Raw genomic sequence first — 15,612 nt, forward strand, 5'->3', positions numbered from 1 at the left:
ACCTGATGATGCGCCCGCCCGCCGCCACGGGTGAGCAACGCCCGGGTCTGCGCCACGGCATCGGCGGCGGGCGGGCGCATCATCAGGTCGGGCAGCGCATCGCTCCCGAGCCGGGGGCGAAGCGCATGCCATGCAGCGCCGATCAGCCGCGCCTCCTCCGGCGTGGCGATCACCGCCACGCGCGGGTGGGTCGCCTGCCGGTCCACCGAGGTGCCGACCGACCCGAAAAACAGCCCGGCGGCGATCGGCAGCAATGGGCCGATCAGGAACAGCAGAAACGTGCGCGACCACACGCTCGCGACATAGTCGCGCCGCGCGATCACCAGCGCCGCGCGCCATACGCGCCGGCTCGCGCTCAGGCTCATGCCGCCACCTCCGCCGGGGCCGGTTTCGCCATGTCGCGCGCCACCGCCTCGCCCGCGATCGCGACAAAGGCATCGTGCAGCCCGGGCCGCTCGATCGAGAGCGTGTCGATCCCCGCACCGCCGGCGATCAGAGCCTTCAGCAACGGCTCGATGCCATCATCGGGCAGCTCGAAGCGCCACACCCCGCCCTCCAGCAGCGTGCCTGCCGGCAGTGCCGCGCACCATGCGCCATCAGCGGCACGCGTGCCCAGCCGTACCTGCGGGCGCAGCCGGCCGCGCGCCTCCTCCACCGCGCCCTCGAACCGCACGCGCCCGCCGGCGATGATCGCGATCCGCTCGCACAGTCGCTCGGCATGGGCGATCACATGGGTGGAGAACAGCACCGTCACCCCGTCCGCCGCCTGGGCGCGGATCAGCGCCTCCAGCCGGCCCTGATTGAGCGCGTCCAGCCCGGAAAACGGCTCGTCCAGCACGATCAGGCGCGGGCGGTGGACGAGCGTGCCGAGCAGTTGCACCGTCTGCGCCATCCCCTTGGAGAGCGTGCGGATCGGCTTGCGCGCGGCATGGCCCAGATCGTGCGCGTCCAGCAGGTCGTCCGCCCGGCGGCGCCCTTCGGCCAGCGGCAGCCCGCGCAGCGCGCCCATGAAGGCGATCGCCTCGCGCGGGGTCATCGCCGGGTAGAGCCCGCGCTCCTCGGGCAGGTAGCCGACGAGATGCGCGGCGCGCAGCGGCACGCTCTCGCCCAGCAGCGTGCGGTGGCCGGCATCGGGGTCGATGATGCCGAGCAGCATCCGCAGCGTCGTCGTCTTGCCCGCGCCGTTGGGGCCGAGCACGCCGTAGATCGTGCCTGCCGGCACCGACAGGTCGATCCCGTCCACCGCGCGGGTGGCGCCGAAATCCTTGACCAGCCCGGTCGCCTCGATCGCCTGCGTCACGCCGTCGTTCCCATCCCCACCGCTTGCATATCGTCGTTCTGGCAGGCCCGCGATAGCCCTAGCCCATCCGCGCCATGCGCGGCGGAGCGGCGATGCGCGTGTTCATCGCCTCAATGTCGAGCGGGCGGTCGAAGGTCATGCCGATGCGGCCGTCCCGTTCCCAGCGGACGACGGCGTTCTGGCGGCGACCGTCGGGCAGCTCGATCTCCACCGCGGTCCCCGGCTCGATCACGCTCGCCGTCTCCACCATCGCGCCGCCGACGGAGATGTTGCGCAGTCGCGCCGAATGATCCCGGGTGCCGACACGCACAGTGGTGGAGCGCAGCATCGCCACGCGCGGGGAACGGCTGGCGAGAAAGCCGGAGGGGTTCAGCGTGGCGGTGCCCTTCACCTTTTCCAGCACCTCGTCGCCGGGCATCGGCCGGCCGAATACATAGCCCTGGATGTGGCTGCACCCCAGCGACCGGATCAGCTCCAGCTCGTCCAGCGTCTCGGCCCCTTCGGCGGTCGTGTCCATGTCGAGGCTGGTGGCCAGCGCCACGATGGCGCGCACGATCGCGGCGTTGCGGTTGCCGGGGATGGCGGCGCCGCGCACGAAGCTCTGGTCGATCTTGATCTTGTCGAACGGCGCTTTCTTCAGATAGCCGAGCGAGGAATAGCCGGTGCCGAAATCATCGAGCGCGAAACGCACGCCGATCGCCTTCAGCCGGGCGAACATCGCGTCCGTCGCGGCGTCGTCGTTCATGAACACGCCCTCGGTGATCTCCAGCTCCAGCCGGTTGGCGGGCAATTGCGCGGTGGCGAGCGCACCCATCACCACGCCGGGCAGCGCCGGGCTGAGGAACTGGATCGGCGATACGTTCACCGCCACGCGGATATGCTCGGGCCACTGCGCGGCGGCGGTGCAGGCGGTGCGGATCACCCATTCGCCGATCTGCGGGATCATGCCGATCTCCTCGGCGATCGGGATGAACACATCCGGCCGCACATAGCCGCGCGTCGGGTGGTTCCAGCGGATCAGCGCCTCGAAGCCGACGATCTTCTCGTCGCCCGCATTCACCACAGGTTGATAGACGAGGTGCAGCCCGCCGTCGTTCAGCACGGTCCGCAGGTCCATCTCCAGCAGGCGGCGATCATCAGCGTTGGCGTGCATCTCCCGTTCGTAGAAGCGGTGGATGCCCTTGCCGTCCGCCTTGGCGGCGTACAGTGCCAGATCGGCGTTACGGATCAGCGCCTCGGCGGTCGTCCCGTCCTCCGGCGCCACCGCCACACCCAGCGAGGCCCCGATCGACACATGATGCCCCTCGATCATGTAGGGCATGGAAAGCCGCTCGATCACATGGCGGGCCAGCGTCGCCAGCCGGGTGCGGTCGCACATGTCCGGCAGCACCATCTTGAACTCGTCGCCGCCCAGCCGGCCCACCTGACCGCCGTCGCCGATCGCCTGGCGCAGCCGCTCCGCCACCTGCCGCAGCAGCGCATCGCCGACCGGGTGGCCAAGCGTATCGTTGACCGACTTGAAGCGATCGAGATCGAGCAGGAAGACCGCGCACGGCTTCACCCGATCCCCCACCGGCACCAGCGCCGCATCGAGCGTCTGGTTCATCACCGTGCGGTTGGGCAGGCCGGTCAGCGCATCGGATTTGGCGAGCGTGCTGATCTCGCGCTCGCTGCGGCGGCGTTCGGTCAGGTCGGTGCCGTTGCCGCGAAAGCCGAGGAAGTTGCCGAAATCGTCGGAGGCCGGGCGGCCGGAGAGCGACCACCAGCGATCCCCCTCCACCGCCGCGCGCACCTGCACCTCGCTGAACGGCAGGCGGGTGGAAAGATGGAAGCCCAGCGTGCGCTGGCCGCGCGGGCCGGGATGCGCGTCGTCGCTTTCGCTACGCACCAGATCGCCGAACGGCGTGCCCAGCAGCGCCGCCTGATCGCGCCCGATCGCCTCCGCCAGCTGGCGCGAGATATAGGTGAGGTGGCCGCGCGTATCGGTTTCCCAGAACCAGCCGCGCCGGTTCTCCTCGAACTCGGTGAGCAGATGCCCGGCCTTGCGTGCCGAGCGGTCGTCAACGATGCGGGCGGCGGCCAGCCCGCGCGCGCGGCGCGCAGCACTGAGCAGCGAGATGGCGAGCGCCAGTGTGAGCGAGACGGCGATCAGCGCGGGCATCGCCTCGCCGTTACGCACCAGCACCGCGACCATGATCGGCGCCGCGGCGAGGAAAGCGGCCGCCGGCACCGGCACCAGCAGCAGAAACAGCGCCGCCACGCCACCCGTCTGCGCGGCCAGCATCGTGGGCGTCGGCGGCAGCGTGGCGGCGAACGATGCCCACACGAAGCCCCCGGCAAGCCCGTAGGCCGCCGCGATCCGCGCGCGCACCGTGGGTGAAAGGCCGCCGCCCAGCCCCAGCAGCGCCATCATCCCGGCATCCAGCGCCAGCAGCAGCACCCCCGGCACGAGGATCGGCGCCGTGCCCGTGGCCCCCGCCGCATCGCCGATCAGCGCGGCGAACAGCATGCCGGCCAGCGCCAGCATGTGCGCCGTCACCGTCCAGCGCAGGCCGTGGCGCATCTCGCCCAGCTTTTCCGCGGTGATCTGGAGATCGGCGGGATTGACGCTGTCGACGAGGCCGAGCGCCTCCCCCCAGCCCACCACGCGCGAGGGCACCGGGACCGAAAAAGCCCGTCTCAGTCTGCGCTCGCCCATGTCGTCCCCACTGTCCCGTCGTGTCGGCGATACGACCGAGCAATTGAGTACGCGTTAACATGTGTGGCACTTGAGCCCGTCCGCCGGCCTGGACGCAGCAGAATATGCCGGGCTCGTCACGACGGTGCGAACGGATGGTGGCGTCAGGTAGTACAATCGAGGTGAAGGGGACGCGGCACGCGATGCCGGACGATGCGGGACCGCAACGGTGTCATCTGCCGATGGATCGTCGGGCAGCGATGGCCTTGCGCTTTTTTGGGAGCGAAAACCCACTGCCAGCGCAACCGCCCACTCGTCACAGCGGGCCGATACGTCTGCACTGCTATCGCGGATCGGCGGGCGGCACGTCGCGTCAGGTGATCGTAGTTCGCTGCCGTCACCCCCCGCCCCGACCGTCCCGTAAGACCTCGGCCAGCGTCGGGTGCCAGGGCTGGATGGGTTCGCCCTACCCCCTGCGCTCGATGCCGTCAGGGTTGCATGGGGATCCGGCCGCACGCCGCCTCTACAGGCGCACCGCGCGGGGCCGGCGGGCCGGCTCAGCTCTTGAGCAGCGTGCCCTTGGTGGATGGGTTGGCCGCGATGGTCTTCTTGACCTCCTTCTTCGGCTTCTTGGCTTCCTTGTTGCTCTTCATCTGACCCTTGGCCATCGCCTGTCTCCTTCGCCCGATAGCCCCCGCCCATAGCACAGGCTGGCGAGTCCGCCATCGGCCGGCAACGGGGCGCTCAGATGCCGGCGTACCATTCGTAGTCGCTGCTATCTTCCCAATAGCCGCCGCGTCCGCCGCCGATCGTCGCTAGGCTCGCGACCGCCTCGATCCGCTCGACATATTTGGCGTGCTTGTAGCCCAGCATCCGCTCCACCCGCAGGCGCAGCGGCGCACCGTTCTCCACCGGCAGCAGACGCCCGTTCAGCCCCCATGCGACGATCGTCTGCGGGTGGAAGGCGTCGATCAGGTCGATCGATTCGTAATAGCGGCCGGGGCCATAATTGTCCGCGCAATGGAACACGATGTAGCGCGCATCGCGCCGCAGCCCCGCCTGATCGAGCAGCAGCTTCAGCGGCACGCCGGTCCACTGGCCGATCGCGCTCCACCCCTCCACGCAATCGTGGCGGGTGGGCTGCGTACGCGCCGGCATCGTGCCGATCTGCGCCCTCGACAGTGACAGCGGCCGGGCGACGAGACCGTCCACCTTCAGCCGCCCGTCGGCGAAGTTGCTCGCGGCGTGCGCGGCATATTCGGGCGAGGCCGGGCGGCGCGTGCCGTTGGCGCGGAACACGGGCGATCGCTGCGCCGGATCGAACTCGGGCGCCAGCGCACCGCGATCGGTCAGCAGCCGCTGCGCGCGCATCGTCAGCGCCTCGCCGCCACGCAGCGCCTCGCGGAAGGTGGGGCTGGCGGTAAGCTTGTCGCAGCCGGAGAGCAGCAGCCCCCCCGCCGTCGCTCCCATGCCGACGAGCGCGCGACGCGAGATCATGCCCCGTCCCCCGCCGCTGTGTTCCCGCGCGGGCGAGGCAGCCGGTAGCGCCCGGTAATCATCGATCGCACCTCGTTGATCGGCCCGGCAAGGACCACCATCAGCAGGTGCACCACGATGAACCCGGCCATGCCCGCCATCGCCAGGAAATGGATCGACCGCGCGGACTGGCGCCCGCCGAACACCTCCAGCAGCCACGGCCACGTCGCGTTGAAACCGGGTGACATCGCCAGCCCGGTCAGCACCAGCAACGGCAGCAGGCCGAACAGCACCCCGACATACGCCAGTTTCTGCAACACATTGTAGCGCGTCGCCGCCTCCCCGGTGGGGAAGCGCAGGCGGGCGTGATCCTTGATATCGTGCCACACATGGCGCGGCTTCAGCTCGTCGCGCGTGGGCGCCAGATCGCGCTGCACATGGCGGTTGGCGAAGCTCCACAGCCAGTAGAGCAGCCCCGGCACCACGAGCAGCCACGCGAACGCAAGATGCCAGCGCCGCGCCGCCGACAGGCTGTAGTCGGTCGGGATCGTCGCCCAGCCGGGGAACGCCCGGGTCGAGATATTGCCGTTGTGGTCGGTCCAGCGGCCCAGCACCCCCGTGGTGGGGATCGTCACCGCACCGACGCGAAGCACCCCTTGCGTCGGCGTCGCGCCGATTTCCAGCCAGGCATAGTCGAGGTTCGCGCCGTAGCGCCCCCAGTACAGCCGGGGATGCGCGTTGAAGATCATCAGCCCGCTCATCAGCATCACGAAGACGACGACGGCGTTGAACCAGTGCCACAGCCGCGTGGACAGGCGGTGGCGGAACACGGTGCGCGGCTCGCCGACGGCTGTGCCGTTTTCCACGGAAATGCTCGCCATGCCTGTAGTCCCGCCGTTGACGCCATGCTGGTACACCCGCGCCCGCCCCTTGGCGAGGGCTTCAGGCGGCGGGTGGCGCATCCGGCTGGGCAGCGGGATGCGCCGCCGCGACCGCAGGCAGCGCCCCGGCCGCCGCCGCCGCCGCGACGAGGCGGGGATAGGGCGATAGATCGACATGGAAGCGGTTGGCCGTATAGATCTGCGGCACGAGATAGCAATCCGCCAGCGTCGGCCGATCACCGAAGGCGAGGCCGCCGCCGTGCCGCGCCACCAACTGCTCCAAGGCCGCAAGCCCCTCGGCGATCCAGTGCGCCGCCCACGCCTCGGTATCGGCCGGGGCGGCGGCATGGTCCTGTTTCAGCCGGGCGAAGACGCGCGGGTTGTGCAGCGGGTGGATGTCGCACGCGATCGCCGCCGCCATCGCCCGCACCGCCGCACGGTCTGCCGGGGTCGATGGAAGAAGCGGCGGATCGGGATACGTCTCCTCGATCCATTCGAGGATCGCCGGGCTTTGCGCGATCACGAGACCATCCGCCTCCAGCGCCGGCACCAGCCCCTGCGGTTGCAGCCGGCGATACGCCTCGCCCTTCTGCGCGCCCTCCAGCAGGTTTACCGGCACCGTCTCCCACCCCAGCCCCTTCAGGCCTAGCGCGATGCGGACACGGTAGGTGGTGCCGGAACGCCAGTAGCCGTGGAGACGCAGACGGGCGGGTGTGGGGGAAGTGAGGGGCATGCGGCGGAGACTATCGCCTCTCGCCACCGCCGCAAGCGGGGATCAGCCGAGCGCGGCGCGCGCGATAATGATGACACCGGCCCACGAGAGCGTCGCGGCCCCGACGGCGAACGCCATCTTGCCGAGCCGCCCTGCCGCGCCCGGCTGGACCGACGGCAACGCCACCTCCTCCGCCGTCCGCGCAACAATGCGGGGGGCCGCAGCGCGGCGGGCGTGGGAGGCGCGGACAGCCCGCGCACGGGCCGGCTTGGTCGCGGGATGATTGATCGGGCGGTGCAGGCTCATGCCGGCATCTAGCCACAGCCAGCGGTGCCTTGCGCGATCCTATGACTCGGTTCTGGAGGTAACGGCCGTATTTCTACGCCGCTCCGGTACTAATCAACATAAACGAACGGCCCGGCGCATTGGCCGGGCCGCCCGATCGTTCACTCGTAATCGCCGCCGACGTTCTGGTTGCGCGGCGGGGCGGCGGCGGTGAGCCGCAGCGCCTCGGCCGATGCCGCCAGCGAGCCGATCTCGTCCGGCGCATCGTCGTCGTCGACGCGCACGCGCTGGAGGTTGTTGACCGCGGCCTCCTGCAGGCCGGTCGGCGTCACGGTTTCCTCGGCGATCTCGCGCAGGGCGACGACGGGGTTCTTGTCGCGATCGCGGTCGATCGTCAGTTCGGCGCCGCCCGAGATCTGGCGTGCGCGCTGGGCGGCAAGCAACACCAGATCGAAGCGGTTGGGGATCTTGTCGACGCAATCTTCGACAGTTACGCGCGCCATGATGAACGCTCCGCTCTAGGATGAACAAGGTTCGGGAAAGCGGGGCGGCTAGCAGCCATGCCGCTTCCTGTCAATGTAAACGCGCCCTTGCCATGCCACGGCCCACCCCCGAAAGCGGCACGATGCATGCGCAAGATAACACAGATCACCATGAGGTGGAGGGCAACCGCCTGTCGCTGCTCGTCGAGGGGCCGGATCGGCTGGCGGCGCTGCTGGCGCTGATCGACGGCGCGCGTACCAGCCTGCGCCTGCTGTTCTACATCTATGCCGAGGACGATGCCGGCACCCGCGTGCGCGACGCCCTCGACCGGGCGGTGAAGCGCGGCGTCGCCGTATCGCTCATCATCGATGCGTTCGGCAGCGATGCGGACGATGCCTTCTTCGCCGCGCTGGCGGCGGACGGCGCCACCGTCTGCCGCTTCCACCCGCGCTTCGGCCGGCGCTACCTGCTGCGCAACCACCAGAAACTGGCGCTGGCCGACGAGGCGCGGATCATCATCGGCGGCTTCAACATCGAGGACGACTATTTCGGCACCGTCGCCGATGCCGCATGGCGCGATCTCGGCCTGCTGGTGGAAGGGCCGGCGGCGGCGCGGCTCGTCGGCTATTACGATGCGCTGGCGGAATGGACGCTCGGCCGCCGCGTGCGCAGCCGCCCGCTGCGGAGCGCGCTCGACCAGTGGAGCGAACCGGAGGGGAAGGTACGCTGGCTGCTCGGCGGCCCGGCGCGGCGCCTCTCCCCGTGGGCGCGCGGGGTGAAGCGCGACATGAAGCGGGCAAAGCGGCTGGACATGATCGCCGCCTACTTCGCCCCCAACCCGGCGATGCTGCGGCGGATCGAGGGCATCGCCCGGCGCGGCGGGAAGGCGACCGTGCTGACGGCGGCCCGATCGGACAACAACGCCACCATCGGCGCCGCCCGCCACTGCTACCGTCGGCTGCTGCGGCGCGGGGTGCGCGTGTTCGAATATCAGCCGACCAAGCTGCACACCAAATTGTTCGTGGTGGACGATGTCGCCCATATCGGCTCGGCCAATTTCGACATGCGCAGCCTGTATCTCAACCTTGAACTGATGCTGCGGATCGAGGACGCCGTCTTCGCCGATCGCCTGCGCCGCTATTTCGCGGGCGAGCAGGCGCAATCCGCCGAAATCACCCGCGAGGGCCACCGCGCGCGCAGCGGCCTGCTGGACCGGATCCGGTGGGGGATCGCCTATTTCGTCGTCGCCGTGGTGGATTATGGCGTCACCCGCCGGCTGAACTTCGGCATCGACGCTGAATGAACGGCGCGTAAACGGCTGCTCAAGCGGGCGTTAACCACCGCGGGCATAAGCCGGCCGGTGGAGGTACGACATGATAATGATCCCGCAGGACGCGACCGAACGGACCCTGACGATCGACTGGTTTCTCGATGCGATCGATCGCGGCAGCCTGACCGTGTTCGATGCAGACGACATGCTGGCGCAACTCCGGCTGATCGGTGACGTCGCCAACCTCGAGCGGGTCGCCACGGCGCTGGCATCGCGCGGCCCCACTCGCCGCCCGATGCCGATGTGGCAACAGCCGCACGGCGCGGCCTTCTACGGGGGCAACGCCCCGGCCTAATAGTCCTTGCTGTATCGCAGGTTGACGCTCGATCCGCCGAACGAGCTCGTCTGCGACAGCACGCTCAGCGTCTTGGACAGGGCGATCTGCAACTGCGTGGCGGTGAAGCCGCGCGCGTCGGTGATGACCTCCACGTAGATGTCGTTGGAGATATACTGCCCCGCCGCCACCGCCGCGCCACGCCCGGCCGTCTTGTCGGCGCCCAGCACACGCAGCCGATCGATCCCCGTGGCCGAACGCAGCTTGCCCAGCGGGTTCAGCCCGCCCCCGCCCGAGCCGCGCAGCGAGTTGAGCGCGGCCGCCAGCTGGATCGCCTGAGTCGGCGACAGCGACGTGACCGAGGATCCGAACAGCAGGCGCGACAGCACCTCGTCCTGCGGCAGGCTGGGGGTGGAGGTGAAGGTGATCTGCGGCGCCTGCGCGCGGCCGCCGATCGCGATCGTGGCGGTCACGCCCTCCACCGTGGTGGTGGCCGAGATGTTGAGCTGCGGGTTGAACATGTCGCCCCCGTCGAACGTCACCTCGCTGCTGTTCGCCAGTTCGAACCGGCGACCGGCGAACGAATAGGTGCCGCGCAGCACGTCCAGCTTGCCGACGATCACCGGCTTGGTGGCCGTGCCGCGGATGCGCATGTCGGTGCTCCACTCGGCCTCCAGCCCCATGCCGCTCACGAAGATGCGGTTGTCGGCGCGCACGCGGATGTCGAGCTTCCAGTTGCTCGGCACCGTCTCGCTCACGGGCTGCACGGGCGGCGCATTCTTGCGACGCACGCCTTCCAGCTCGGCCACCTCGGCGGCGCCCTGGCGGATGATCTCGTAGCGTACTTCGGGGATCGTCAGGTCGCCCTTGATGAGCGGCCCGGCGGCGCGGTTGTTGGTGATGGCAAGTGTGCCGGAGACGGTGGCGGCCACCGCCTCGCTGCGCGCCAGCTGCGCCCGGTCCAGCGCGACGCGGATATCCATCGGGAAGCCGCCCGCCGCATCCAGCCCGACATAGCCGCTGCCGGAAATCGCGCCCGTGCCCGCGCGACCGGTGAAACGGGTCAGCTCGAACCGGGTCTGGGTGAAACGCCCGTCCACCGCGATGTTCGAGATGGTCGTGCCATAGGTGTCGTTCTCGTAGCGCAGTGCGTTGGCACGGACGACGCCGGTGATGCTCGGGTTGTTCAGCCGCCCGCTGAAATCGGCGGCGATGGCGACGGGGCCGCTCACCTGCTGGCCGGCGATTCCGGTCAGCGTCCACAGCACCTCGGCCGGGCCGTTGTAGCGGATGCCGCCCGACAGCGGCGCGGCGAACAGCCGTTCGCTCATCGTGCCGCCCGCCGGGATCGGCGCGAGTCGCGCCTGCATCCGCCCAACGATCGCGCCGCCCCGACGGATCAGTGCGCGAACGTCACCGGCCTTGTTGTCCAGCCGCCCGAGCAGCGCGATATCGACCGGGTCGGACACGACCAGCGCACCGGTGCGGGTAAAGCGGGCGATATCGAGCCGCGCATCCACGGTGGGCAGGCCACCGCCGGCCGGCAGCGCCATCTCCACCGTGCCCGATGCCTTGCCGCCGAGGCCGAGGCCCGGCACCGCGGCCTGCACGATCGAGATATCGAGGTTGTCCAGCCGCGCGGTCAGCCGCGTCTGCGCACCGTAACGCCCGGCCAGCACCACCTGCCCCTGCGGCACGATCACGGTAGCGGGCGCGAGCACCCACTCCGCCCCCATCTTGCGGACCTGCGCGGGGGCCGCGAGGCGGAAGGCGATGTTGTTGACCGAGCCCTTCGCGTTGGCGCGGATCAGGTCGGGTGCGAACGCGGCCTGTGCGGCGATGTCGAACGGTACGCCGCTGCGCCCCTCGGCGATCACCGCCGCCGTGCCCCGCCCGCCGCGATAATCTACCCGGCCCTGCAGCGAGGAAATCACGGTCGCGCCCTGCGTCACGTTGGCGAGGCTGGCGCTGCCGACGATCGACGGCGCGTTCGGATACAGAATGGCGGTGGCGCGGATCACGCCGCTGCCGATCGTGATCGGCACGTCACCGGGGATACGCGCGGCGGACGCGCGCACATCCACGTCGGCGCGCTGGTTCGCACCCGCCGCCGCCAGCCGCACGCTACCGTTCAACCCCGATCCGGCGAGCGTCAGCGTGCCGGCGAACGGCCCGGCCGGCGTCGCCACCAGATTGCCGCGGAAGTCGATCCCGGCGAAGCGTGCCGTACGGATGTCGATCGCCAGCGGACCCTTGCCCGAGCGGATCAGCACGTCCGCCGCGAACGGCCCGTAGGGCGATCCGCCACGTGCGCGCACCTGATAGCCGGCGGCGGTGCCGACCAGGTCGGCCTCGACGTTCGACAGCTGCACGCCCACATAGGGGCGCGACGCGACGAGCTTGACCACCGGCCGCTCCAGCGTGCCGGTCGCGGTCACGCTGAACGGGCCGTAGACGGTCGACTGGCCCTGCGCCCTGAAGGCGATCCGCCCGTCCGGGGCATAGCGGCCGCTGCCGCCCGTCACCCGCAGGTTCGGCGCGGTGACACGCAGGTTGCTGACGCTGGCGATCCCGTCCTCGTCGAAACCGACATCGGCGGTCAGCACCGCGTTGCCGCCGAGCTGGTCGCGGATCGAGGCATTGTCGAGCCGCTTGGTCGTCACCCGCACGCGGCCCTTGATGCCGAAGCCGCCCTTCGGCCCGGTCACCAGTTCGGCGTCGGTCACGAGGTTGATGCGGCCGAGGCCATCGACCTGATAATCGTTCACCCGCCCCTTCAACGCACCCGTGTAGCGGCCGTTGGCGAAGTCGGCGACGACGATGGCGGTGGCGTCGATCCTGTCCGATCGCAACCGCATGTCGTCCGAGATCAGCTTGCCCTTCACATAGGCAAGGTTGCCGTCGATCGCGATGTTGGTGAGCAGCCCGCCGGCCGCCGCATTCAGACCGGTCACGCGCTTGGCAGTGGCGTGCAGCGGGATGCGGATACGATCCGCGTCGATCGTGGCGCGGCCGCTGGCCTGCACCCCCTCGATCTCCATCGTGCCGAAACTGGCGGCGGCGGCGCTGAGGCGGTAATCGACCGTCGGCGTGGCGAACGGCCCGTCCAGCGTGGCGGCGAAGCGGATATCCCGGCCGGCGGCATTGTCGGCGATGGCGCCCGCGCGCAACAGTTGCCCGTCCACCTTGAAGGTGCCGAAGCGGCTGCGGGCCAGATCGATCACGCCCGCCGCATCCACCGCCATCGCGGCGCTGCGGGCGTGGATGACGGTATCGGCGCTGCGGTCTGCCAGCTTCGCGGTGGCATCGATCGCGATCGACGGCTCGGTCAGCCGTGCCGCCGGGCCGGTGAGGATCACGCCGGGCATCACGTTGCCCTTCACGCCGAACGTGCCGCTGCGCCCGGTCAGCGCCAGCGCGGCGATCGGCTGACCGCCCACGGTGCCGCGCGCATTGCCGGCCCAGTTCGCCCAGTCGCCGCGCCCGTTCACCGAGAGCGCCACCGGCTTGCCGAGCCCCGCGTAGCTGTCGACCAGTCCGCCCGCGGGGGCGGTCAGTGCCGCATCCACCAACAGACGGTTGGCATCGGGCACCGCATCGAGTTTCAGCACCAGCCGATCGCCCCCGGCGATGCCCGCCGCACGCAATGCCGCCGCATCCGCCGATATCCGCGCGCGGCCGTCGGCGATATCGGCCGAGCCTTCGATCTTCACGATATGGCGCCGGCCCGTCACCGGTCGCTCCACCTCGAAACGGTCGATCGCCAGCAGGCCGATCGCCAGATCGATATCGGGCAGGATCGGCGCGTTCGGGTCGGACGGTACCTCCTTCAGTTCGGGCAGCCGCAGCAGCGTCATCCGCGCCGCCGTCGCCTCGCGCACGTCGACGACGTTGCGGAGGTAGGCGAACGGGCGCCAGTCCACCGTCACGGCCGGTGCCGTAAGGAACGCGCCCTTGGGATCGCGCACCTCCAGCCCCACCAGCGTCATTTCCCCGTAGATCGACCCCTCGATACGATCGACATGGAAGGCCATGCCGCTTTCGGTGGTGAACCCGCCGATCTGCTTCGCGATAAACGCGCGCCCCGGCCCGGTATTGAACCCGATCAGGATCACCCCGAGGAGCGTCAGCAGCCCGACGAGGACGATGCCGACCCACTTGGCGATACGGAGAGCGACCGTCATGCCGCGCACCCCCGGTCGTTCGCCGGGATGACGGTGAGGGCAATGTGAAGGCGGCTCATCAGGCTCATCAGAATGCCTGCCCGATCGAGATATACAGCGCGACCTTGGACTCGCCGGGCTGGCGGTTGATCGGGGTCGCGATGTCCACCCGCATCGGGCCGAAGTTTGTGTAGTAGCGACCGCCGATGCCCGCGCCGTAACGCAGGTTCGAGATGCTGGGGGTCGATCCCGCGCCCACCCGGCCCGCATCGATGAACGGCACGATGCCGAAATTGCCGAAACGATAGCGCGCCTCGACGGCGAATTCGGTCAGCGAGCGGCCGCCGATCGGATCGTTGTTCACGTCTTTCGGCCCCAGTTCCTGATAGCCGAAGCCGCGCACCGATCCGCCGCCGCCGGCGTACAGCCGCCGCGACGGCGCGATGCTGTCCCGCGAGGCGCCGACGATCGAGCCGAGGCGGGTACGTCCGGCCAGCACGATGGAGTCTGTCACGGGGAAATAGGTGCTCCCCTCCAGCAGCATCCGGGCATAGCCGTCGTATCCGCCGCTGCCGGTGCGCTTCTGCGCCTCCGGGCTGATCCGCCCGGTGAGGCGGAAGCCGCGCGTGGGATCGAGCAGGCTGTCCGACCCGTCATAGCCAAGCTGCAACGGCAACGCCGCGATGATGTAGGTGCTGCGCGTGCGATCGGTGTTCGACAGCACGTTGCGCGTCTCGCGCGTGCCGATCAGTTCCGCGCCGACCGAATAGGTCCACTTCTTCTGCCAGATCGGCGTACTGAGCCGTGCGATGCTGCCCGCCAGGCTGACCGTCTCGGCGTTGTACGCATCGAATCGCTGCCGCGCGACCGAGGCGTTGGCCTGCACCGTGCGATCCCGCTGCCCCGCGTTCGAGCGGCGGAAGGTGGTGCCAAGGCTCTGCTGCTGGGTGCCGGCGACCGCCTCCACCGACAGCGCGCCCTCGGGCGGGAAGAGGTTGCGGCTCGTCCACGATCCGGTGACCTTGATCCCCTCGCCCGTGCCGTAACCCGCGCTGCCGGCAAGGCTGCGCCACGGCCCCTTGCTCTGACGCACCAGCAGATCGACCACCTCGGTGCCGTCGGGGTTGATCGTACCGGTCCGTACCGGCTCCACCGCCACCGTCGAATACAGGCTGGTCGCGACGAGCGCCTGCCGCAGGTCGTCCACCTTGCGCGCATCGTAAAGTTCGCCCGGCTTGAAACGCGGGAACAGCGCGATGTGATCGACCCCGAACACCGGGTCGCCCACGGCGCGGAAACCGCCGAACGAGGATCGCGGCCCGGCCTTCACCGGCAGGGTGTAGTCGCCGAGATGCGTCGCATCGTCGAGCAGCACGTCGCGCGCGCCGACCTCGACGAACGGATAGCCCTGCTCCGGCAGCCGCAGCGCGACGGTGGCCTCGGCATTCTCGATCACGGCGGCGACGATCGGATCGCCCGTCTTCAGCCCCAGCGCCGCGCGCGTGAGCGGCACGGCGTTGGGATCGTCGAGCCTGGTCTCGATCTTGCCGAGCGAATATCGATCGCCCGGCGTGGCGGTGAGCGTGACGGCCACCTCGCCCGGCTTGTCCGCCACCGGATCGACGGTGGCGAGCGCCAGGCCGTCGTAATAGCCTTCCGACTTCAGCAGTCGCTCGATCAGCTTGACGTCCTCGTCGGCGCGCGCCTGCACCTGCGCGGCGTTGGCCGCCTTGCCCTTGCCCTTGCGCAGCGCCGACAGCTCCTTGAACCGGGCGTCCAGATCGAGCGGGTCCAGCCCGGTCACGCTGGTGGCGTAGCGGATGCGGGCGTCGGGGTCGCCCTCTACGGCGGGGGGGGGCGGGGGTTTAGCGGGGGGCACCGAAAGTTTTGCGGGGCCTTCGCCGGGGCCACCGGCAACGTCTTTCCGACGGGTCGGGGTTCCGACGAAACCCCGTCGGGAAATTGACCCGCGGGGGGCGGGCCCGGGCGCGCCCGCGGGGGCCGTTCCGGGGCGAGGCGGGGTCTTTTACA

11 protein-coding genes and 1 pseudogene are annotated in these 15,612 nt (G+C 69.9%); 2 read left to right on the plus strand and 10 right to left on the minus strand.

Annotation, left to right across the window (positions count from 1 at the left end; genetic code table 11):
* The 8 genes and pseudogenes from FOY91_RS17365 to rpoZ form a co-directional block, all read right to left on the minus strand.
* Positions 1-365, minus strand: a pseudogene (locus FOY91_RS17365) (hypothetical protein); the annotation flags it as partial.
* Complete coding sequence (locus FOY91_RS17370) at positions 362-1,300, minus strand: ABC transporter ATP-binding protein (RefSeq protein WP_145154656.1); 939 nt, start codon at positions 1,298-1,300, stop codon at positions 362-364. The pseudogene FOY91_RS17365 and the gene FOY91_RS17370, both read right to left, overlap by 4 nt.
* Positions 1,301-1,358: 58 nt before the next feature.
* Complete coding sequence (locus FOY91_RS17375) at positions 1,359-3,998, minus strand: EAL domain-containing protein (protein WP_145154658.1); 2,640 nt, start codon at positions 3,996-3,998, stop codon at positions 1,359-1,361.
* 723 nt (positions 3,999-4,721) lie between these two features.
* Positions 4,722-5,474 carry a molybdopterin-dependent oxidoreductase gene (locus FOY91_RS17380; RefSeq protein WP_145154660.1) on the minus strand — a complete coding sequence of 251 codons (753 nt, stop codon included), beginning with the start codon at positions 5,472-5,474 and terminating at the stop codon, positions 4,722-4,724.
* Positions 5,471-6,334 carry a cytochrome b/b6 domain-containing protein gene (locus FOY91_RS17385; RefSeq protein WP_145154662.1) on the minus strand — a complete coding sequence of 288 codons (864 nt, stop codon included), beginning with the start codon at positions 6,332-6,334 and terminating at the stop codon, positions 5,471-5,473. The genes FOY91_RS17380 and FOY91_RS17385 overlap by 4 nt, the downstream gene beginning before the upstream one ends.
* A 61-nt stretch (positions 6,335-6,395) precedes the next feature.
* A complete protein-coding gene (maiA, locus tag FOY91_RS17390) occupies positions 6,396-7,067 on the minus strand; it encodes a maleylacetoacetate isomerase (protein WP_145154664.1) in 672 nt (223 codons plus the stop codon).
* 42 nt (positions 7,068-7,109) lie between these two features.
* The gene (locus FOY91_RS17395; RefSeq protein WP_145154666.1) at positions 7,110-7,352 is read right to left on the minus strand and encodes a hypothetical protein; all 243 of its coding nucleotides are present in this window, start codon (positions 7,350-7,352) and stop codon (positions 7,110-7,112) included.
* Between the two features lie 140 nt (positions 7,353-7,492).
* Entirely contained in the window at positions 7,493-7,834 is a 342-nt protein-coding gene (rpoZ, locus tag FOY91_RS17400; RefSeq protein ID WP_145154668.1) for a DNA-directed RNA polymerase subunit omega, read from the minus strand.
* 122 nt (positions 7,835-7,956) lie between these two features.
* On the opposite strand from rpoZ, the gene FOY91_RS17405 reads away from it, so the two are divergent.
* Together FOY91_RS17405 and FOY91_RS17410 are read left to right on the plus strand one after the other, a co-directional pair.
* Positions 7,957-9,117 (plus strand): phospholipase D-like domain-containing protein, encoded by a 1,161-nt coding sequence (locus tag FOY91_RS17405; protein ID WP_145154670.1) that lies wholly within the window; start codon positions 7,957-7,959, stop codon positions 9,115-9,117.
* Between the two features lie 70 nt (positions 9,118-9,187).
* Positions 9,188-9,439: a hypothetical protein gene (locus FOY91_RS17410; RefSeq protein WP_145154672.1), complete on the plus strand. Its 252-nt coding sequence runs from the start codon at positions 9,188-9,190 to the stop codon at positions 9,437-9,439.
* Here the strand turns inward: FOY91_RS17410 and FOY91_RS17415 are convergent.
* A complete protein-coding gene (locus tag FOY91_RS17415; protein ID WP_145154674.1) occupies positions 9,436-13,602 on the minus strand; it encodes a translocation/assembly module TamB domain-containing protein in 4,167 nt (1,388 codons plus the stop codon). The genes FOY91_RS17410 and FOY91_RS17415 overlap by 4 nt on opposite strands.
* 67 nt (positions 13,603-13,669) lie before the next feature.
* Positions 13,670-15,460, minus strand: a complete 1,791-nt coding sequence (locus FOY91_RS17420; protein WP_238995772.1) for an autotransporter assembly complex protein TamA — start codon at positions 15,458-15,460, stop codon at positions 13,670-13,672.
* Positions 15,461-15,612: the final 152 nt, after the last annotated feature.

The sequence above is a fragment of the Alterirhizorhabdus solaris genome (assembly GCF_007785815.1).
In the GTDB taxonomy this organism is placed as follows: domain Bacteria; phylum Pseudomonadota; class Alphaproteobacteria; order Sphingomonadales; family Sphingomonadaceae; genus Alterirhizorhabdus; species Alterirhizorhabdus solaris.